This is a genomic window from Streptomyces sp. WM6378 (assembly GCF_001279695.1).
Classification (GTDB): domain Bacteria; phylum Actinomycetota; class Actinomycetes; order Streptomycetales; family Streptomycetaceae; genus Streptomyces.
The window spans coordinates 1-16,834 of sequence record NZ_LGDD01000319.1 but is presented as its reverse complement, the minus strand read 5'-3'; the positions used below and the strand labels follow the sequence as shown (position 1 = coordinate 16,834).

Genomic DNA, 16,834 nt, shown 5'->3' with positions numbered 1-16,834 from the left:
CGTGGCGGATCGAACTGGTGCACCCGGCCCGGCCGGTCAGGAAAGTGAGTGAGCAATGCGCGTGGGGCCCGGCCGAACCGGTCACGACGAACCGGCCGACGGTTCTCTGGCGCAGCCGTCCGCGTTACGGCGGGCCTGGACGGCCGTCGCGGCGTTCGCGGCGATCCGCGTGCTCGGCCTGCTGGTCCTCGCCATCTGGTCCCGCGTCAACGACAGCGACGCCCACGAGCTGCTCTCCGCGCGCTGGGACTCGCTCTGGTACGTGCGGGTCGCCGAGTCCGGCTACGACTTCACGCTGACCGCGCCCGACGGCCGCGTCCTGTCCGACATGGCGTTCTTCCCGCTGCTCCCCTGGCTGGAGCAGGCCGTCGCCGCGGTGAGCCCGCTCGGCCCGGGTGACGCGGGCCTGCTCGTCAGCGGCCTCGCGGGACTCGCCGCCGCCTGGGGCATGTATCTGATGGGCCATCAGCTCTACGGGCATCGGGCCGGGCTCCTCCTGGTGACGCTGTGGGCGGCGGTCCCGGTCGGGATCGTCGAGTCGATGGCGTACAGCGAGGCCCTCTTCGTCGCGCTCGCCGCCTGGGCCCTGTACGCGGTCCTCGGGCGCCGGTGGATCGAGGCCGGGCTCCTCGCGTCGCTCGCGGGGCTCACCCGCCCGGTGGGGCTCGCGGTCGCGGCCGCGCTGTGGGCGGGGGCCGCCGTCGAGGCGCGGCGCACCCGGCACATCGGGGCGCGGCTGCTCGCCGGGGCGCTGATCGCCCCGCTCGGTGCCGCGGGCTACATCCTGTGGGTGGGCCTGCGCCGGGACGGCCCGCTCGCCTACCTCGACGTCCAGGCCGAGTGGGGCAACGGCTTCGACGGGGGCCTGGCGTACGGGAAGTTCATCGTGGCGCACCTCGGCGGCTGGCCCGTCGTGCTCGCCGGAATCGGCCTGATCGCGGGCACGGCGCTCGCGCTCTGGGCGTACTGGGCCTGCGTGCGCGGGCGACAGCCGCTCCCGCTGCTCGTCTACACCGGCATCGTGATGGCCCTCGCGCTGTGCTCCTCGGGCTACTTCGGCTCCAAGCCCCGCCTGCTCCTGCCCGCGTTCCCGCTGCTGCTTCCGGTGGCGCTCGCGCTGTCCCGGGTGCGCGCGGCGCGGGCGGCGGGGGTGGTCGCCGTCCTCGCGCTCGGCTCGGCGGTGTACGGCGCGAGCTGGCTCAACGGCTCGGGCCCGCCGTAGGACGGGCCGGCGCCCCGAGGAACGCCACAGCGCTCAAAAAAGCTCTTCGGAAAAAACTTCCCGAAGTCGCGTAATGACCGCGGGGGAACGCGCTCTCACCCTGTACGGCCCACTCCCGGGCCCCGTACAGGGAAAAGGAAGAGAGACCCCTCATGCACACCGTGGTGGAACGCGAACTGGAGCTCAAACTGGTGCTGTCGCCCGAGCGCAGCATCCCCGTGCCGGCCCGGCTCACCTACCGCACCAACGACCCGTACGCCGTGCACATCACCTTCCACATCGGCTCGGAGACCCCCGTCAACTGGACGTTCGCGCGCGAGCTCCTGGTCGAGGGGGTGTTCCGGGCGTGCGGGCACGGCGACGTGCGGATCTGGCCGACCAAGGTCGAGGGCCGCAGCGTGGTTCTGATGGCGCTCAGTTCGCCGGACGGCGACGCGCTGCTCGAAGCGCCGTCCGCGCAGGTCTCGGCGTGGCTGGAGCGGACGCTCCGGGTGGTGCCGCCCGGCTCCGAGACCGAACAGCTCGGCATCGACGACGGCCTGGCCGAGCTGCTCGCGCCGGCCACCGGCCGCGCGGACGAGCTGTGGCTGCGCGACCCGTGGCCCTCCGACGAGTCCCGGCCGGAGGAGGGTGCGTGAGGGCCCGCGTTCAGAACAGCTTGCCCGGATTCAGCAGGCCGAGCGGGTCGAAGGCGTGCTTCACCGCGCGCTGCATCTCGATACCCACCGGACCGAGCTCGCGGGCCAGCCATTCCTTCTTGAGTACGCCGACGCCGTGTTCGCCGGTGATGGTGCCGCCCAGTTCCAGACCGAGCGCCATGATCTCGTCGAACGACTCGCGGGCGCGCCGCGACTCGTCCTCGTCGGCGGCGTCGAAGCAGACCACGGGGTGGGTGTTGCCGTCGCCGGCGTGCGCGCAGACGCCGATGGTCAGCTCGTACTTGGCGGCGATCGCGGAGGTGCCGTCGAGCATCGCGGCGAGCTTGGAGCGCGGCACGCACACGTCGTCGATCATCGTGGCGGATTTGATCGTTTCGAGCGCGGTGAGCGACAACCGCCTTGCCTGGAGCAGGAGTTCTGACTCGGCGACGTCCTCGGCCGGGACGACCTGGGTGGCGCCCGCGGCCGTGCACAGCTCGCCGACTGCGGCGAGGTCGGCGGCCGGGTCGGGGCTGTCGAAGGCGGCGAGGAGCAGTGCCTCGGTGCTGTCGGGCAGACCCATGTTGGCCATGCGGTTGACGGCCCGGATGGTGGTGCGGTCCATGAGTTCGAGCAGCGACGGGGTGTGGCCGCGCTCCATGATCCGTACGACGGCGTCGCAGGCGGCCGCGGCGGACGGGAACTCGGCGGCGAGCGCGAGCTGCGGCGGCGGCGCGGGGCGCAGCGCGAGGACCGCCTTCACGACGATGCCGAGGCTGCCCTCGGAGCCGACGAAGAGCCGGGTCAGGTCGTACCCGGCGACGCCCTTGGCGGTGCGCCGCCCGGTGCTCATGAACCGCCCGTCGGCGAGCACGACTTCGAGGCCGAGGACGTACTCCGCGGTCACCCCGTACTTCACACAGCACAGGCCGCCGGACGCGGTGCCGATGTTCCCGCCGATGGTGCACATCTCCCAACTGGAGGGATCCGGCGGGTAGTAGAGCCCGTGCTCTTGGACTTGGCGCGACAGTACGGCGTTGACGACGCCGGGTTCGACGACCGCGACCCGGTCGACCGGGTTGATCTCCAGGATGCGGTCCATCTTGACCAGGGACAGGACGATGCAGCCCTCGCTCGCGTTGGCCGCGCCGGACAGGCCGGTGCGCGCGCCCTGCGGCACGACGGGCACGCGCAGCGCCGTCGCCGTGCGCATCACGTGCTGGACCTGCTCGACGGTGCGGGGCAGCACGACGACGGCCGGGCTGCCCGCGGCGCAGAAGCTCGCCATGTCGTGGGCGTAGGAACCGGTGATGTCGGGGTCGGTGATGACGGCGTCCGCCGGGAGTTCCTCGCGCAGCCGTTCGAGAAGATCGTCCATGCCTTCAGCCTGGCACCCGGGGCCATCGGTGTGAACCCTTTCCCCGGTCGGTCGGGCGGGACCGGTGCGCTCTTCCTATTGACGCACAGTGAGCGCCATGGAGATCGCGAAGACCGAACAGGATGCGGACGCGGCACGCCGGGCGGCCTGGCTGGCCGCCTCGGCCGCGGCCCAGCGGACCTCGCCGCCGTCCGGGCCGCCGCGGGCCCTGAAGCGGGCCGTCCTGGTGGCGATGGCGGCGGCCGTGCTGGTCGGGGGCGTGCTGCTGATCAGGCCGGAGGGCGAGGCACCGAAGGCTCCGCCGCCCGCCCTGGGCCCGGCCGCGCGGGCCCTGACGGCGGTGGCCGCCGGGGCACCCGCCTCGGTGGGCGATCTGACGGCGCTGATCACCGACCGGGCCGACTGGGTGCGCACCCATCCCACGGACGACGCGTCGTGGGCGGTGCTCGGCTCCGCCTATCTGGAGCGGGGCGTGCGGGCCGCCGACTCCTCGTTCTACCCGCGCGCCGAGTCGGCCCTGAAGCGCTCGCTCCAGGTGCGGCCGAAGGACAACCTGGACGCCGAGATCGGTCTCGCGGCGCTCGCCAACGCCCGGCACGACTACGCCGCGGCGCGCACCCTGGCCGAGGGCGTACGCGCCCGCAGGGCGGGCCGGTGGACGCTGTACCCCCCGCTGATCGAGGCGTACAACGGGCTCGGTGACGCGAAGGCCGCGGCGAAGGCGGTGGAGCAGCTGCTCGAACTCCGGGGCGGTTCGGCCGCGTTGGCCCAGGCGGCCGAGGTCTACCGCGAGCACGGCTGGCGCGAGGACGCCTCGGCCGCCCTCGACGAGGCGGTCGGGCACGCCACGTCGCCCCTGCAGAAGGCGGCCGCGCTGGTGGCGGTGGGCGATCTCGCGTGGGAGCGGGGCGAGCCGCAGGCGGCGATCACCCACTACGACGCGGCGCTGCGCACCGATCCGAGCACGCACGCGGCGCTCGCGGGCCGGGCCCGCGCCAAGGCCGCGCTCGGCCAAAAAGCGGACGCCCAGCGCGACTACCTGGCGGCGATCGCCGTTCTGCCGCGCCCCGAATACCTCCTGGAACTGGGCGAGTTGTACGAGTCCCAGGGCCTGGACGGCGACGCGCACACCTGGTTCGAGAAGCTGCGCGAGCTCGCCGCGCAAGACGGCGCCAACGGGGTGGACGACGCCTTGGTGCTCGGCCGGTTCGAAACCGACCACGGCGCCACGCACCTCGCGCTCGACCGGCTCGAAGCCGAGTGGCGGGCGCATCCGAGCGCGGCGAGCGAGGACGCGCTCGGCTGGGCGATGTACCGGTCGGGCGAGACGGAGGAGGCGCTGGTCCACGCGCGCAAGGCGACCGACTCCGGGGTGCGCGACGCCCTGTTCTCCTACCACCAGGCCATCATCGAGCGGGAGCTCGGCCAGTCGGGCGCGGCCCGCCGCCACCTCCAGGACGCGCTGCGCACCAACCCGTACTTCTCGCCGCTGCTCGCGCCGAAGGCGAAGGAGGCGCTGGCGGCGCTCGGCGAGCCGCCGGAGGGCGGCCCGAGGGACATGTACGGCTATGTGGCGGCCGCGGCCCAGGCGGGTTCGGACTCCGACTCGGGATCGGGTTCGGGATCGGGATCCGGCTCCGGCTCGGGATCGAGCTCCGGCTCCGGCTCGGGCTCCGGTTCTTCCAGCGCGGGCTCCTCGTCCTCGGATTCGGGGACGAGCGCGAACTCGGGGCCGAAGCGACCGACCAAGCCGCGCAAGCCCTCGAAGCGGCGCCACTGAGTTTCGCGAGGGCGGGCGGGGCGGCGGGCGAACAAGAGTCGCGGCCCCACGGGTCAGGTCCGTGGGGCCGCAGGCTGATGACGGTAACTCAATTACCGTACGAACGTGACCAGTTGCAGGTCAGAGGTTGCCGCGCTTCTCCTGCTCGCGCTCGATCGCCTCGAAGAGCGCCTTGAAGTTGCCCTTGCCGAAGCCCATCGAACCGTGCCGCTCGATCATCTCGAAGAACACGGTGGGGCGGTCCTGGACCGGCTTGGTGAAGATCTGCAGGAGGTAGCCGTCCTCGTCGCGGTCGACCAGGATCTTCAGCTCGCGCAGTGTCTCGACCGGCACCCGGGTCTCGCCGGCCCACTCGCCGAGGGTGTCGTAGTACGAGTCGGGGGTGTCCAGGAACTGCACGCCCGCGGCCCGCATGGCCTTCACCGAGGCGACGATGTCGTTGGTGGCGAGCGCGATGTGCTGGACGCCGGGGCCGCCGTAGAACTCCAGGTACTCGTCGATCTGCGACTTCTTCTTGGCGATGGCCGGCTCGTTGAGCGGGAACTTCACCTTGAGGGTGCCGTCGGCGACGACCTTCGACATGAGCGCGGAGTACTCGGTGGCAATGTCGTCGCCCACGAACTCCTTCATGTTGGTGAAGCCCATGACGTTGTTGTAGAACGCCACCCACTCGTTCATCTTGCCGAGCTCGACGTTTCCCACACAGTGGTCGATCGCCTGGAAATACCTCTTCGGGGTCTCGACCATCGGCGCGGCCTCGACGAAGCCCGGCAGGTAGGGGCCGGTGTAGCCGGAGCGCTCGACCAGGGTGTGCCGGGTCTTGCCGTACGTGGCGATCGCGGCCAGGACGACGGTGCCGTGCTCGTCGGAGACCTCGTGCGGCTCCTCCAGGCCGGTGGCACCGTGCTCGGTGGCGTACTTGTACGCGGCCCGCGCGTCCGGCACCTCGATGGCGAGGTCCACCACGCCGTCGCCGTGCTCGGCGACGTGCTCGGCGAGGAAGCGGCCGCGGTCGGTGGCGGTCTTGATGACGGAGGTGAACACGAAGCGGGCGGCGCCGCTGGTCAGCACGTAGCTGGCGGTCTCGCGGCTGCCGTTCTCCGGTCCGGAGTAGGCGACCAGCTTCATGCCGAAGGCCGTCGAGTAGTAGTGCGCGGCCTGCTTGGCGTTGCCCACGGCGAAGACGACCGCGTCCATGCCCTTCACCGGGAAGGGGTCGGCCTGCCGCGCGGATTCGGGGGTGTGGTGGATGGTCTCAGTCATGGCGGCAGAGTCCCTCGGTCCGGCAAGCTGCGCAATAGTTCGCGTTTTCACTGGGCAATCCGTACAGCGACTGGCCAGTATGGGGAGGCGTTCTGTACATGATGACCATCCGGAGGCGGCGATGTCGATCGATCATCTGGACGGGCGGCTGATCGTGCTGCTCGCGCGGGAGCCCCGGATCGGGGTCCTGGAGGCGTCGCGGCGGCTCGGGGTCGCACGCGGCACGGTCCAGGCGCGGCTCGACCGGCTTCAGTCGAATGGAGTCATCCGGGGCTTCGGCCCGGACGTCGATCCGGCCGCGCTCGGCTACCCGGTCACCGCCTTCGCCACCCTGGAGATCAAACAGGGCCAGGGGGCGGACGTACGGGCCCATTTGACGACCGTGCCCGAGGTCCTGGAGCTGCACACGACCACCGGGCACGGCGACATGCTGTGCCGCCTGGTGGCCCGCTCCAACGCCGATCTCCAGCGTGTGATCGACCGGGTTGTCGGTTTTGATGGCATCGTCCGGGCCTCCACGGCGATCGTCATGGAGAACCCGGTCCCGCTGCGGATCATCCCGCTGGTGGAGCAGGCGGCTCAGGACTCCGTCCCCGGCGGTGCCTGACCGGGGACCGACAGGGGTGAGCACGCGTGGGTTTCTGGGACTACCTGTCCAGCAGGCACCAGCAACTGCTCACCGACGCCCTCCAGCACGCGAGCGCGGTGTTCCAGTGCATGGTGATCGCGACCGTGCTCGGCATCGTGATCGGCGTGGTGACGTACCGCAGCGGCTGGGCGGCGGGCCTGGCCATCACCTCGACCTCGTCGATCCTCACGATCCCCTCGCTCGCCATGATCGGTCTGCTGATCCCGCTGGTGGGCCTGGGCGTGGCGCCCACCGTCGTGACCCTGACGCTGTACGGGCTGCTTCCGATCGTCCGGAACTCCATCGTGGGCCTGCGCGGCGTCGATCCCTCGCTCGTGGACGCGGCCAAGGGCATCGGGATGTCGCGCATCGCCCGCCTGTTGCGGGTCGAACTCCCGCTGGCCTGGCCGCCGATCCTCACCGGCATCCGGGTCTCGACGCAGATGCTGATGGGCATCGCGGCGATCGCGGCGTACGCCTCGGGCCCCGGGCTCGGCAACGAGATCTTCCGCGGGATCGCCTCGCTCGGCAGCGCCAACGCCATCAACCAGGTGCTCGCGGGCACCCTCGGCATCGTGGTGCTCGCCCTGCTCTTCGACGCGGCGTACGTACTGGTCGGCCGTCTCACCATCCCGAGGGGGATCCGTGTCTGAGCGATCCGAGCACGAACGATCCGAGTACGAACGAAACGCGGGCGCTCGATCCGAGCACGAACGATCCGCGCCCGAACGATCCGCGCCCGAGCGGACGGAGCCCGAGCCGGGCGGCGCCGCCGCCTCGGGCGCCTCCATCCAGTTGGAGAACCTCACCAAGCGGTACCCGGGCAACCCCAACCCGTCGGTGGACAGCGTCAACATGGAGATCAAGGCGGGCGAGACCGTGATCTTCGTCGGCCCGTCGGGCTGCGGGAAGTCGACCACCCTCAAGATGATCAACCGGCTGATCGAGCCGACCTCCGGCCGGATCCGGATCAACGACGAGGACGTCACCGACATCGACCCGGTGAAGCTGCGCCGCAAGGTCGGGTACGCGATCCAGTCGTCCGGGCTCTTCCCGCACATGACGGTCGCCGAGAACATCGCGCTCGTACCGAAGATGGTCGGCTGGTCCAAGTCGAAGGTGAAGGACCGGGTGGAGGAGATGCTCGACCTGGTCGGGCTCGACCCGCGCGAGTTCCACGGCCGCTATCCGCGTCAGCTCTCCGGCGGACAGCAGCAACGGGTGGGCGTGGCAAGGGCGTTGGCGGCCGACCCGCCGGTCCTGCTCATGGACGAGCCGTTCGGCGCGGTCGACCCGATCACCCGCGACCACCTCCAGGACGAGCTGATCCGCCTCCAGCACGAGCTGCACAAGACGATCGTCTTCGTCACGCACGACTTCGACGAAGCGATCAAACTGGGCGATCGAATCGCCGTTCTGCGCGAACGATCACACATCGCTCAATTCGATACGCCCGAGGCCATCCTGACCAACCCGGCCGACGACTTCGTGTCCGGGTTCGTGGGCGCGGGCGCCGCCCTCAAGCGGCTCAACCTCACCCGCGTACGGGATGTGGAGATGGCCGAGTTCCCCACGGTCACCGTCGACGACCCGCTCCAGTCGATCTTCAACAAGCTGCGCAGCGGCCCGCACAACGAGCTGCTCATGCTGGACCGCAGGAACCGGCCCTACAAGTGGCTGCGGCGCGGCGACCTGATGCGCGCCAAGGGCTCGCTCGCGCGGGCCGGGCAGCTGGTGCACGACACGGTGACCCGGGACGCGACGCTGCACGACGCCCTGGAGGCCGTGCTCATCGACTCGGGCGGCCGGGTCGCGGTGACCGGGCGGCGCGGCGAGTACATCGGCGTCGTCGACATGGAGACGCTGATGAACTCCGTGCACGAGCTCCTGGAGGCCGACCGGCTCGCGGCCATCGAGCACCAGCACGACCTCGAAGAGCTCCGCCACCACCAGACCGAACAGGAGCTGGAGGGCGGTGCGGAGGAGTCATGACGCCCAAGAGCCCCGCACCGGCCGAGCGCCCGCCCGGCGAGCACGAGGTCAAGGGGCACGCCTTCCGCGACGAGCTGACCGACGCGCTCGCCGAGCCCGAGGAGGAGGCGAGCCCGGCGCCGGGGAAGCCGGCCCGCCGGATCACCTGGCAGAAGCTGGTGTTCCTGCCGCTCGTCATCGCGGTGGTCCTGGTGATCACGTACTTCTGGATCACCAACGTCCACCTGGACTCGATCGCGAAGAACTCCCTCGACAACGGCAACGTCCAACTGCGGCTGTGGCAGCACGTGAAGCTGACCGCGATCTCCACGTTCTGGGTGCTGGTCATCGCGATCCCGCTGGGCATCGCGCTGACCCGGCGCGGAGTGAGCCGGGCGGCGCCGCTGGTCACCGCGATCGCCAACATCGGCCAGGCCACCCCGGCCATCGGCCTCCTCGCGCTCCTGGTGATCTGGCTGGGCATCGGGCCCGGCACGGCCGTCATCGGCATGGTGGTCTACGCCGTGCTGCCGGTGCTGTCCAACACGGTGGCCGGGCTCAAGGCGATCGATCCGCAGCTGGTGGAGGCCTCGCGCGGCATCGGCATGTCGGCGCTCGGCACCCTCGGCAAGGTCGAACTGCCGCTCGCGGTACCGCTGATCCTCGCCGGGGTGCGCACCGCGCTCGTCCTGAACGTCGGCACCGCGACGCTCGCCACCTTCGGCGGCGGGGGCGGCCTCGGCGACCTGATCACCTCCGGCATCCAGACCCAGCGCATGCCGGTCCTGGTCCTCGGCTCGATCCTGACGGTGGCGCTCGCCCTGCTCGTGGACTGGCTGGCCTCGCTGGCCGAGGTGGCGCTGACCCCGCGCGGACTGGAGGCCCGGTGATGCGGCACCTCCGTACGGCGCTGGCCGCCGCCGGGGGCAGCCTGGCGCTGCTCGCCGCGGTGTCCGGCTGCGGGCTCAAGTCCGGCTCGCCGATGGTGGACGACGTGGTGCCCGGCTCGGTCGGCAAGGGCCTGCCCCTCAAGGGGGCGTCCCTGACGGTCACTTCGAAGAACTTCAGCGAGAACATCATCCTGGGCCAGATGGTCGGCCTGGTCTTCAAGGCGGCCGGCGCCGAGGTCCTCGACCGTACGAACCTGCCCGGCTCGATCAGCGCCCGCGAGGCGATCGTGAAGGGCGACGCGGACGCGATGTACGAGTACACGGGCACGGCGTGGATCACCTACCAGGGCAACGCCAAGCCGATCACCGATCCGCGGGCGCAGTGGGCGGCGGTGCGCGACGCCGACCTGAAGAACGGCGTGACGTGGCTCCCCCAGTCGACCCTCAACAACACCTACTCCCTCGGCATCAGCCAGGCCAACAACGCCAAGTACCGCCTCAGGACGATGTCCGACGTGGCCGCCCTGTCGAAGAAGGACCCGTCGGCGGTGACGATCTGCGTGGAGAACGAGTTCGCGTCCCGCGAGGACGGGCTGCCCGGCATGGAGAAGGCGTACGGAATGTCGATCCCCGCCTCCAACATCCAGAAGATGGACGCCGGGATCATCTACACGCAGGTGTCCAAGTCCAGCTCCTGCCTGCTCGGCGAGGTGTTCACCACCGACGGCCGCATCAAGGCGATGAACCTGGCGACCCTCCAGGACGACAAGCACTTCTTCCCCAACTACAACGCGGCGCCCGAGCTGCACAGCAAGACGTACGAGAAGTACCCGGCGATCGCGGGCCTCCTCGACCCGCTCAGCGCCAGGCTCACCACGCAGGTGGCCCGGGAGCTGAACGCCAAGGTCGACGTGGAGGGCCAGGACCCGCACGACGTGGCGCTGGACTGGCTGATCCAGGAGGGGTTCGTCAAGAAGGGGTGAGCGGGCCGGTCCGGCACGACTTGCGAAGAACCTCATGCAAAGAAGTTGATGCAAAGAAAGTGTTGCAACACTCTCTTTGCATCGCTACCTTTGGGCCATGCCCGAGAGCAAGAAGCCCGACACCGAGCGGCCCCCCGGCAAGCACCCCCAGAACGCGGCCGGAGAGCGCATCCTCGACGCCCGCTCCCTGCGCGGCCTCGCCCACCCCCTGCGCATCCGGATCCTGAAGTCACTGCGCCACGACGGCCCGGCCACCGCCTCCCAACTCGGCGAACGCCTCGGCGAGTCGAGCGGTGCGACCAGCTACCACCTGCGCCAGCTCGCCGCGCACGGCTTCGTCGAGGACGACCCGGGCCGCGGCAAGGGCCGCGAGCGCTGGTGGAAGGCGATGCACAACGGCACTTCGTTCGCCGACGACCTGCACACCAGCACCGATCCCGAGGTGCGGGGCGCGGCCAACCTGTTCCTGCACGAGATCGCGAACATCCACACCCAGGAGCTCTCGACCTGGCTCGCCACCAGGCACGACTGGCCCGAGCCCTGGTCCACCAGCGGCGACCTGAGCGACTTCACGCTCAACCTCTCCGCGGCCCAGTTGCACGAGCTCAACGAGAAGCTGCACGCGGTCGTCGAGACGTACCGCACGATCGCCCCGGACGAGGCGGGCGACGGCGCCCAGGTCCGCGTCCACCTGCACTCCTTCCCGCGCTCCCACCCGTCCCACTGAAAGGACCGCTGCCATGCACAGCGACACCCACCTCGCGCTGCACCACCTGCGCGCCGCCGAGCTGGAGTCGGAGGCCCGCGCCGCACTCCCCCGCGAGCCCCGCGCGCTGCGCACCCAACTGGGCTGGATATTGGTCGAGTTGGGCCTCCGCCTGACGCAGCAGCCACCGCACCGGCAAGCCCGCCTCGCATGAGCGGGCCGGGGGGACACCGCGACAGGAGGCCGCTCGCGGCCGTGCTGGCCGCCAACGCCGTTTCGGCGAGCGGCAGTTCACTCACCCTGATCGGGGTGCCGTGGTTCGTCCTTGAGACCACCGGCAGCGCGGGCCGGGCCGGGGTCGTCGCCTTCTGTGCGACGCTGCCGATCGTGGTCTCGGCCCTGATCGGCGGCCCGGTCATCGACCGCGTCGGCCGCCGCCGGGTCTCGGTCGGCTCCGACGTCGTCTGCGGGCTCGCGGTCGCCGCGATCCCGCTCCTGCACCGCACCGGGCTCCTCGCATTCTGGCTGCTGTGCGCCCTGATGGCGCTGGGCGGCCTCGCCCACACCCCGGGCGTCACCGCCCGCTACGTCCTCCTGCCGGACCTCGCCCGCCAGTCCGGTACGACCCTGGCGCGGGCGGCCAGCGTGTACGACGCCGTCTCGCGCGGCGCCCGGATGACCGGCGCGGCCCTGGCCGGCGTGCTCATCGCGCTGACCGGCGCCGGCAACGTACTCCTCGTCGACGGCGCGACCTTCGCAGTCTCGGCGGTGCTCGTCGCGGTCGGCCTGCGCGACGTCCGCGCGGCCCGCCCCCGGCGTGACGCGCCACCGGTCTCGGCGCGCACCTACAAGGCCGAACTCCGCGAGGGATACGGCTACTTGGCGCGCACCCGGCTGCTGCTCGCGGTGGTCACGATGGTGATGCTGATGAACGGCACCGACCAGGGCTGGAACGCCGTACTGCTCCCCGTCCACGCCGAGCAGGAGCTCGGCGGCGCGACCCAACTCGGCCTGCTCGCCTCCCTGTTCGGGGCGGGCGGCCTGTCGGGTGCGCTCCTGTACGGCGTGGTCGGCCACCGCTTCTCGCGCCGTACGGTCTTCACGGTCTGCGTGCTGCTGTGCGGGGCGCCCCGGTACGCGGTCGCCGCGCTGACCGGCAGCACGCTGCCCCTGGCCGTCACGATGCTGATCGCCGGGCTCGCGAGCGGCGCGCTCAACCCGATCCTCACGACGGTGATCTACGAAAAGGTGCCGGACGAGCTGCGCAGCCGGGTCGCCGGGGTGCTCACGGCGGGCTGCGAACTGGCGATGCCGCTCGGCGGGCTCGCGGCCGGCTTCCTCGTGGAGGCCGCCGGGGTGCGCGGCGCACTGCTCTCGGTCGGCGGGGTCTATCTGCTCGCCACGCTGAGCCCGCTGGTCCTCCCGGCCTGGAAGGACATGGACGCGGGCGCCGTCAGCAGGACGGAACCGGGGCGCCCTTCTGCAACGCCTGGAGCGCGGACACCGCACCCTTCAGCGTAGTGACGGGGATCAGGCGCAACCCCCTGGGCAGTTCGGACTGGGCGTCCGAGCACTCCGCCTTCGGCACGAGGAATACGGTCGCCCCGTCCCGGGCCGCGGCCTGCGTCTTGAGCGCGACCCCGCCGACCGCGCCGACGTCACCGCCGCCGGTGATCGTCCCCGTACCGGCGATGTTGCGGCCGCCGGTGAGGTCGCCGCCGGAGCCGTTGCCGTTCAGCTTGTCGATGATGCCGAGGGTGAAGAGCAGCCCGGCGCTCGGGCCGCCGACGTCGGCGAGGTGCAGATCGACCTTGACCTTGTCGGGGCTGAGGCCGAGATAGCCGAGGGCCGCGACCGTCGCGGAGTCCTGCGACTGCTTCATCTCCGCCTGGTTGTGCGCGGAGATCTCCTTCTCGCTGCCGCCGCCCGGATAGACCGAGTCGCGGGGCATCACGGCCCGGTCGGTGCGGAACCAGCCGTCGACGACGTCGGAGATGCCGACGTCCGCGTTGGGCCCGGTCGCCACGATGGTGGTCATCCGCAGCTGCCCGCTGGTGGGGCGGGTGGGCGCGCCGGAGATGGTGATCACCGGCTTGCCCTCGTCGTCGCCCAGGACGTTCGCGGTCGGCCCCGGCTGCGCCACCGCGAACGGCAGCGGCGCGAAGCAGGCGACGGCGAGCAGCGCCACGACCGGAGCGGCGCCGATGGCGAGGTTACGGAGGCGGGGGTGACGAGTGAGCACGGCTCCAATCTATCCGTACGCACCCGGCCGCCCGGGGCACGGGCCCGGGCGGGATCCGGGCGGCGGCCGCATCGGCTCGGGGCTCCGGCTCAGCGCAGGGCGTCGGAGACCTCCCTGGCCGCGTCCACGACCCGGGGCCCGACCCGTTCGGGTACGGCGTCGGCGAGCATCACCACGCCGACGCTCCCCTCTATCCCGGTGACCCCGACGAGCGGCGCCGCGGCCCCGCTCGCGCCGGCCTCCAGCTCGCCGTGGGTGAGGGTGAAGCCGGGCTCCGCGAGGCCCCCGGCCTGGCGGGCGGCGAGGATCGCCCGGCCGGCCGCGCCCTTGTCCAGGGGGTGGCGGAACCCGGCCCGGTAGGCGACGTGGTAGTCGGTCCAGGTCGGCTCGACCACGGCGACCGCGAGCGCGTCCGAACCGTCGACCAGGGTGAGGTGGGCGGTCGCGCCTATGTCCTCGGCGAGCGAGCGCAGCGCGGGCAGCGCGGCCTCGCGGACCAGCGGATGCACCTGGCGGCCCAGGCGCAGCACCCCGAGCCCGACCCGGGCGCGGCCGCCCAGATCACGTCGTACGAGGGCGTGCTGCTCCAGGGTCGCGAGCAGGCGGTAGACGACCGTGCGGTTGACGCCGAGTTTGTTGGACAACTCGGTGACCGTCAGACCGTGGTCGGTGTCGGCGAGCAGCTTGAGGACGCGTAGTCCCCGGTCGAGCGTCTGGGAGGTCTCCGCGGTCACGACACCCACTCCTTAAGTGGTGAGTCGCGGCGGCACTCTCCGTGGTTCGCGGCACCGGTCCCATCGGCATCGCGCGCAGAGCCCGCCGGCGAGGCCAAGGCACCGGCTGCGCTCCGCGGCGACGCTGCCACGGGGCGTTTGCATGGCCGGGACAGTAGCGAGCGGACACCGCTCAGCGGAAGACCTCGTCCAGAATCCGGGCGCGAGCAGAATTCCGAGCCCCATGGAATGGGCGAACCGACCCCAACGGATGGACAAATAATGTCCATGGGCGACGAATTTGATCCCCGTTCGCTCAGGTTCGGGACCTAAGTCCGTCTTAGCGAGGACCTTGGGCGACCGGAATGGATTTACCGGGACATTACTGTGGCAGTCGTCCGAGGGGCGTCCGTGGGGGCCGGTCCTCGTACGCATCCCGTACCCATGGGATCGAACGGGGCCCGGCATCGCACGCCGGGCCCCGTTCGCCGTGTGCACCCGCTACTTCATGCGGGTCGCCCACTCCTGGACCTTCTTGATCCGCTCGCGGAGCTGGCCGGCCGTGGCCTCGGCGCTCGGCGGGCCGCCGCACACCCGGCGCAGCTCGGTGTGGATGACGCCGTGCGGCTTGCCGCTCTGGTGGACGTACGCGCCGACCATCGTATTCAGCGACTTGCGGAGTTCGAGCAACTCCTTGTGCGAGACGACGGGGCGCCGCTCGGCGGGCATTTCGAGCAGATCGGCCTGCTCGGCCGGCTTCTGCCGGCTGTGCGCGATCTGCCGGGCCTGCCGCTTCTGCAGCAGCATCTGCACCTGGTCCGGTTCGAGGAGCCCGGGAATGCCGAGATAGTCCTGCTCCTCCTCGCTTCCCGGGTGGGCCTGCATGCCGAATTCGGCGCCGTTGTACATGACCCGGTCGAAGACGGCATCGGATTCGAGGGCCTCGAAGGGGAGCATGTCGTCCCCGGTGTCCTCGTCCTGCTGCTTGTTCGCGTCGTCCATTTCCTGTTCGGAGTCGGCGTACGGGTCTTCTTCCTCGCCGTCCTTCTTCGGCTTGTCGAGCACGTGGTCGCGCTCGACCTCCATCTCATTGGCGAAGCCGAGGAGCATCGGAATGGTGGGCAGGAAAACGGAAGCGGTCTCGCCGCGCCGCCTCGACCGCACGAAACGGCCGACTGCCTGGGCGAAGAAGAGGGGGGTGGAAATGGTGGTGGCGTACACGCCGACGGCCAGGCGCGGCACGTCGACGCCTTCCGACACCATGCGGACGGCGACCATCCACCGGGAGTCGCCCTCGCTGAACTCGTCGATCCGCTTGGAGGCGCCGGTGTCGTCGGAGAGCACGACGGTGGCCTTGGTGCCGGTGATCTCGCGGATCAGCTTGGCGTAGGCGCGGGCGGAATCCTGATCGGAGGCGATGACGAGCGCCCCGGCGTCCGGGATGGCCTTCCTGACTTCGGTCAACCGCTGGTCGGCGGCGCGCAGCACATTGGGCATCCAGTCGCCGCGGGCGTCGAGCGCGGTGCGCCAGGCCTGCGAGATGGCGTCCTTGGTCATGGGCTCGCCGAGCCGGGCGGCGATCTCGTCACCGGCCTTGGTGCGCCAGCGCATGTTGCCGCTGTAGCTCATGAATATGACGGGCCGCACGACTCCGTCGGCGAGCGCGTTGCCGTATCCGTACGTGTAGTCGGCGGAGGACCGGCGGATGCCGTCGTTCCCCTCCTCGTACGTGACGAAGGGGATGGGGTTGGTGTCGGACCGGAAGGGCGTACCGGTGAGCGCGAGCCGCCGGGTGGCCGGATCGAAGGCTTCGAGGCAAGCCTCGCCCCACGACTTGCTGTCCCCGGCATGGTGGATCTCGTCCAGAATCACCAGGGTCTTGCGCTGCTCGCAGCGGTTGCGGTGCAGCATGGGGCGCACGCCGACACCGGCGTAGGTGACGGCGACGCCGTGGTACTCGCGGCTCAGCGGCCCGGCGCTGTAGTCCGGGTCGAGCTTGATGCCGACCCGGGCCGCCGCGTCCGCCCACTGCTTCTTGAGGTGCTCGGTCGGCGCGACGACGGTGATCTGCTGGACCACGTGGTGGTGCAGCAGCCACGACGCGAGCGTCAGCGCGAAGGTCGTCTTGCCGGCGCCGGGCGTCGCGACGGCGAGGAAGTCGCGCGGCTGCTCCTGGACATACCTCTCCAGGGCACCCTGCTGCCAGGCACGCAGCTTGTTGGCGGTGCCCCAGGGGGCGCGGCCGGGGAAGGCGGGTGAGAGGTGGTGGGAGGCGGTAGTAGTCACGGTCTCCGGTTCGAGGCTCTCGGTTGTACGGGGTCAGGGGCATCCGGGGCGGGGCCCGGGGGGGCGGCTTCGGGGCTGGGGTGGGCTCGGCTCCGTCCGGCTCAGCACCGGCTGGCTTTGGGCTGGGGCTGAAC

16 protein-coding genes are annotated in these 16,834 nt (G+C 71.1%); 11 read left to right on the top strand and 5 right to left on the bottom strand.

Features of this window, described 5'->3' with window-relative positions:
• Positions 1 to 55 precede the first annotated feature (55 nt).
• Together ADK54_RS32990 and ADK54_RS32985 are read left to right on the top strand one after the other, a co-directional pair.
• On the top strand, positions 56 to 1,222 hold the full coding sequence (locus ADK54_RS32990; RefSeq protein WP_078966807.1) for a glycosyltransferase family 39 protein: 1,167 nt from the start codon (positions 56 to 58) through the stop codon (positions 1,220 to 1,222).
• Positions 1,223 to 1,374: 152 nt separating this feature from the next.
• Positions 1,375 to 1,860 (top strand): SsgA family sporulation/cell division regulator, encoded by a 486-nt coding sequence (locus tag ADK54_RS32985; protein WP_053729465.1) that lies wholly within the window; start codon positions 1,375 to 1,377, stop codon positions 1,858 to 1,860.
• Positions 1,861 to 1,870: 10 nt separating this feature from the next.
• On the opposite strand, the gene ADK54_RS32980 is transcribed toward ADK54_RS32985, so the two are convergent.
• Complete coding sequence (locus ADK54_RS32980; protein WP_053729464.1) at positions 1,871 to 3,238, bottom strand: FAD-binding oxidoreductase; 1,368 nt, start codon at positions 3,236 to 3,238, stop codon at positions 1,871 to 1,873.
• A gap of 97 nt (positions 3,239 to 3,335) precedes the next feature.
• Here ADK54_RS32980 and ADK54_RS45255 point away from each other — a divergent pair, with 97 nt between their 5' ends.
• On the top strand, positions 3,336 to 5,018 hold the full coding sequence (locus ADK54_RS45255) for a tetratricopeptide repeat protein (RefSeq protein WP_107090677.1): 1,683 nt from the start codon (positions 3,336 to 3,338) through the stop codon (positions 5,016 to 5,018).
• 120 nt (positions 5,019 to 5,138) lie between these two features.
• On the opposite strand, the gene hppD is transcribed toward ADK54_RS45255, so the two are convergent.
• Entirely contained in the window at positions 5,139 to 6,281 is a 1,143-nt protein-coding gene (gene hppD, locus ADK54_RS32970) for a 4-hydroxyphenylpyruvate dioxygenase (RefSeq protein WP_053729463.1), read from the bottom strand.
• Between the two features lie 121 nt (positions 6,282 to 6,402).
• Here hppD and ADK54_RS32965 point away from each other — a divergent pair, with 121 nt between their 5' ends.
• The 8 genes from ADK54_RS32965 to ADK54_RS32930 all read left to right on the top strand — a co-directional run bounded on the left by ADK54_RS32965 (position 6,403) and on the right by ADK54_RS32930 (position 12,980).
• Positions 6,403 to 6,888: an Lrp/AsnC family transcriptional regulator gene (locus ADK54_RS32965; protein WP_053729462.1), complete on the top strand. Its 486-nt coding sequence runs from the start codon at positions 6,403 to 6,405 to the stop codon at positions 6,886 to 6,888.
• Between the two features lie 26 nt (positions 6,889 to 6,914).
• Complete coding sequence (locus ADK54_RS32960) at positions 6,915 to 7,562, top strand: ABC transporter permease (RefSeq protein ID WP_053729461.1); 648 nt, start codon at positions 6,915 to 6,917, stop codon at positions 7,560 to 7,562.
• Positions 7,563 to 7,698: 136 nt separating this feature from the next.
• Positions 7,699 to 8,901, top strand: a complete 1,203-nt coding sequence (locus ADK54_RS32955) for an ABC transporter ATP-binding protein (RefSeq protein WP_053729500.1) — start codon at positions 7,699 to 7,701, stop codon at positions 8,899 to 8,901.
• A complete protein-coding gene (locus ADK54_RS32950) occupies positions 8,898 to 9,770 on the top strand; it encodes an ABC transporter permease (protein WP_053729460.1) in 873 nt (290 codons plus the stop codon). The genes ADK54_RS32955 and ADK54_RS32950 overlap by 4 nt, the downstream gene beginning before the upstream one ends.
• Positions 9,770 to 10,753 carry a glycine betaine ABC transporter substrate-binding protein gene (locus ADK54_RS32945; protein ID WP_053729459.1) on the top strand — a complete coding sequence of 328 codons (984 nt, stop codon included), beginning with the start codon at positions 9,770 to 9,772 and terminating at the stop codon, positions 10,751 to 10,753. The genes ADK54_RS32950 and ADK54_RS32945 overlap by 1 nt, the downstream gene beginning before the upstream one ends.
• A gap of 97 nt (positions 10,754 to 10,850) precedes the next feature.
• Positions 10,851 to 11,480, top strand: a complete 630-nt coding sequence (locus tag ADK54_RS32940; RefSeq protein WP_053729499.1) for an ArsR/SmtB family transcription factor — start codon at positions 10,851 to 10,853, stop codon at positions 11,478 to 11,480.
• Between the two features lie 13 nt (positions 11,481 to 11,493).
• On the top strand, positions 11,494 to 11,673 hold the full coding sequence (locus ADK54_RS32935; RefSeq protein WP_053729458.1) for a hypothetical protein: 180 nt from the start codon (positions 11,494 to 11,496) through the stop codon (positions 11,671 to 11,673).
• Positions 11,670 to 12,980, top strand: a complete 1,311-nt coding sequence (locus tag ADK54_RS32930) for an MFS transporter (protein WP_053729457.1) — start codon at positions 11,670 to 11,672, stop codon at positions 12,978 to 12,980. Before ADK54_RS32935 ends, ADK54_RS32930 begins: the two co-directional genes overlap by 4 nt.
• Here ADK54_RS32930 and ADK54_RS32925 read toward each other — a convergent pair.
• The 3 genes from ADK54_RS32925 to ADK54_RS32915 all read right to left on the bottom strand — a co-directional run bounded on the left by ADK54_RS32925 (position 12,913) and on the right by ADK54_RS32915 (position 16,700).
• A complete protein-coding gene (locus ADK54_RS32925) occupies positions 12,913 to 13,701 on the bottom strand; it encodes a S16 family serine protease (protein WP_053729456.1) in 789 nt (262 codons plus the stop codon). The two genes, ADK54_RS32930 and ADK54_RS32925, sit on opposite strands and share 68 nt — an antisense overlap.
• Positions 13,702 to 13,790: 89 nt before the next feature.
• A complete protein-coding gene (locus tag ADK54_RS32920) occupies positions 13,791 to 14,435 on the bottom strand; it encodes an IclR family transcriptional regulator (protein WP_053729455.1) in 645 nt (214 codons plus the stop codon).
• A gap of 480 nt (positions 14,436 to 14,915) precedes the next feature.
• Positions 14,916 to 16,700 carry a DEAD/DEAH box helicase gene (locus tag ADK54_RS32915; protein ID WP_053729454.1) on the bottom strand — a complete coding sequence of 595 codons (1,785 nt, stop codon included), beginning with the start codon at positions 16,698 to 16,700 and terminating at the stop codon, positions 14,916 to 14,918.
• Between the last annotated feature and the right edge of the window lie 134 nt (positions 16,701 to 16,834).

Coding starts and splice junctions, on each gene's coding strand:
- ADK54_RS32990 (WP_078966807.1), top strand. CDS start 56: ATGCGCGTGGGGCCCGGCCGAACCGGTCACGACGAACCGGCCGACGGT.
- ADK54_RS32985 (WP_053729465.1), top strand. CDS start 1,375: ATGCACACCGTGGTGGAACGCGAACTGGAGCTCAAACTGGTGCTGTCG.
- ADK54_RS32980 (WP_053729464.1), bottom strand. CDS start 3,238: ATGGACGATCTTCTCGAACGGCTGCGCGAGGAACTCCCGGCGGACGCC.
- ADK54_RS45255 (WP_107090677.1), top strand. CDS start 3,336: ATGGAGATCGCGAAGACCGAACAGGATGCGGACGCGGCACGCCGGGCG.
- hppD (WP_053729463.1), bottom strand. CDS start 6,281: ATGACTGAGACCATCCACCACACCCCCGAATCCGCGCGGCAGGCCGAC.
- ADK54_RS32965 (WP_053729462.1), top strand. CDS start 6,403: ATGTCGATCGATCATCTGGACGGGCGGCTGATCGTGCTGCTCGCGCGG.
- ADK54_RS32950 (WP_053729460.1), top strand. CDS start 8,898: ATGACGCCCAAGAGCCCCGCACCGGCCGAGCGCCCGCCCGGCGAGCAC.
- ADK54_RS32945 (WP_053729459.1), top strand. CDS start 9,770: ATGCGGCACCTCCGTACGGCGCTGGCCGCCGCCGGGGGCAGCCTGGCG.
- ADK54_RS32940 (WP_053729499.1), top strand. CDS start 10,851: ATGCCCGAGAGCAAGAAGCCCGACACCGAGCGGCCCCCCGGCAAGCAC.
- ADK54_RS32935 (WP_053729458.1), top strand. CDS start 11,494: ATGCACAGCGACACCCACCTCGCGCTGCACCACCTGCGCGCCGCCGAG.
- ADK54_RS32930 (WP_053729457.1), top strand. CDS start 11,670: ATGAGCGGGCCGGGGGGACACCGCGACAGGAGGCCGCTCGCGGCCGTG.